General features: G+C 69.0%; 1 protein-coding gene and 2 pseudogenes. 2 read left to right on the plus strand and 1 reads right to left on the minus strand.

Going from position 1 to position 1,621, the window contains the following annotated elements; all coding sequences use genetic code 11:
* Positions 1 to 366, minus strand: a pseudogene (locus ACTMTF_RS49325) (phospholipid carrier-dependent glycosyltransferase); the annotation flags it as partial.
* A gap of 57 nt (positions 367 to 423) precedes the next feature.
* Here ACTMTF_RS49325 and rsmI point away from each other — a divergent pair.
* Positions 424 to 1,293 (plus strand): 16S rRNA (cytidine(1402)-2'-O)-methyltransferase, encoded by an 870-nt coding sequence (rsmI, locus tag ACTMTF_RS49330; RefSeq protein WP_397012086.1) that lies wholly within the window; start codon positions 424 to 426, stop codon positions 1,291 to 1,293.
* 52 nt (positions 1,294 to 1,345) lie between these two features.
* Positions 1,346 to 1,621 (plus strand): annotated as a pseudogene (locus tag ACTMTF_RS49335) (phospholipid carrier-dependent glycosyltransferase); the annotation flags it as partial.

A 1,621-nucleotide genomic window follows, 5' to 3' on the forward strand; every position in this document is an offset into this window, starting at 1 on the left:
GTGGACGACGTAGGCGGCGCACTCGCCGGCGTTCGAGGGGGTGCACTGCTGCCAGATGTCGGTGTTGCCGGCCAGGATCGCCTTGTCGGCGTCCTTGACGGGGGTGCGTTCGACGAGCCAGGTGATCAGGGAGAAGCCGTCTTTGGCGTAGTAGGTCTCGTCGAAGACGATGGCCTTGGGGTGACCGAGGTTGATGAAGCGGATGATCCCGCCGAAAACGGTCACGATCAGCGGGCCGATCCAGCCCCACATCCTGCTGCCGCGCATCGGCGGGACCATCCGGTCGCGCACCGAAGGCATGCGAGGACCGCTCGGGTCAGACTCCGGCTCACCAGAGGTCTGGTACGGGAAATCGGTCACCGCCATTCGGACATCGTACGGGGCTGAAGCCGGTGGTTACCCAGGAAACACGGCTCAAAGGGGATGGCCTGCCACAATGGCCGGGTGACGAACGACGGCAGGTTGGTGCTGGCAGGAGCCCCTATAGGCCAGGTGGGGGATGTCTCGCCGAGGCTGAGGGAGGTGCTGGCCAGCGCCGACGTGGTGGCCGCCGAGGACACCAGGAGGCTGCGCAGGCTGGCGAACGACCTCGGCGTGGAGCTCGGCGGGCGCGTCGTGTCCTACTACGACGCCAACGAGGCCGGCCGGGCCCTGGAGCTCGTCGAGTCGCTCAAGCAGGGGCGCACGGTGGTGGTGATCACGGACGCGGGCATGCCGGGCGTCTCCGACCCCGGCTACCGGCTGACCCACCTGGCCGTCGAGGCGGGCATCACGGTCACCGCGCTGCCGGGGCCGAGCGCCGTCACCACCGCGCTGGCCGTCTCCGGGCTGCCCAGCGACCGGTTCTGCTTCGAGGGCTTCCCGCCGCGCAAGGCCGGCGACCGGGCCCGCCGCCTGGCCGGCCTGGCGCAGGAGGAGCGCACGATGGTGTTCTTCGAGGCGCCGCACCGGCTGCACACCTGCCTGGAGGCGATGGCCGAGGCGTTCGGCGCCGACCGGCGGGCGGCCGTCTGCCGCGAGCTGACCAAGACGTACGAGGAGGTCAGGCGCGGCGGCCTCGGTGAGCTGTCCGAGTGGGCGGCCGAGGGCGTCAAGGGCGAGATCACCATCGTGGTCGCCGGTCATGTGGCCGATGCGGGTGAGCTCGACGTGACGGCGCTCGTGGCCGAGGTCGACCGCCGGGTGGCCGCGGGCGAGCCGGCCAAGACCGCCGTCGCGGACGTGGCCAGGGGCGCCGGTATGCCCAAACGAGAGCTCTATGACGCAGTTCACAGAAGATCGGCAACGCCATAGGCTGCAAATCGTGAGGAACTGGGGGGTTTCCCGACAGAGTCTTGTCCCTGCGATGCAGGAGAGCGCTCTGTGGGGCTGGATCGGCACGCTGGCCGTGGCCGTCTTCGGCGGGATCCTCCGGTTCGTCAGGCTCGGCGAGCCCAAGGCCGTCGTCTTCGACGAGACCTACTACGCCAAGGACGCCTACGCGCTGCTCAAGTACGGCGCGGAGCGGGCCATGCTGGGCGACTCCGACAATCCGATCGCCGACAAACGCCTTATCACCGAGAACCTGGACATTTTCAAGGAGTGTCCGAGCGTCCCCGAGTGCGCCTCCTTCGTGGCTCAT

It is taken from the genome of Nonomuraea sp. ZG12 (assembly GCF_052068115.1).
Lineage (GTDB): Bacteria > Actinomycetota > Actinomycetes > Streptosporangiales > Streptosporangiaceae > Nonomuraea.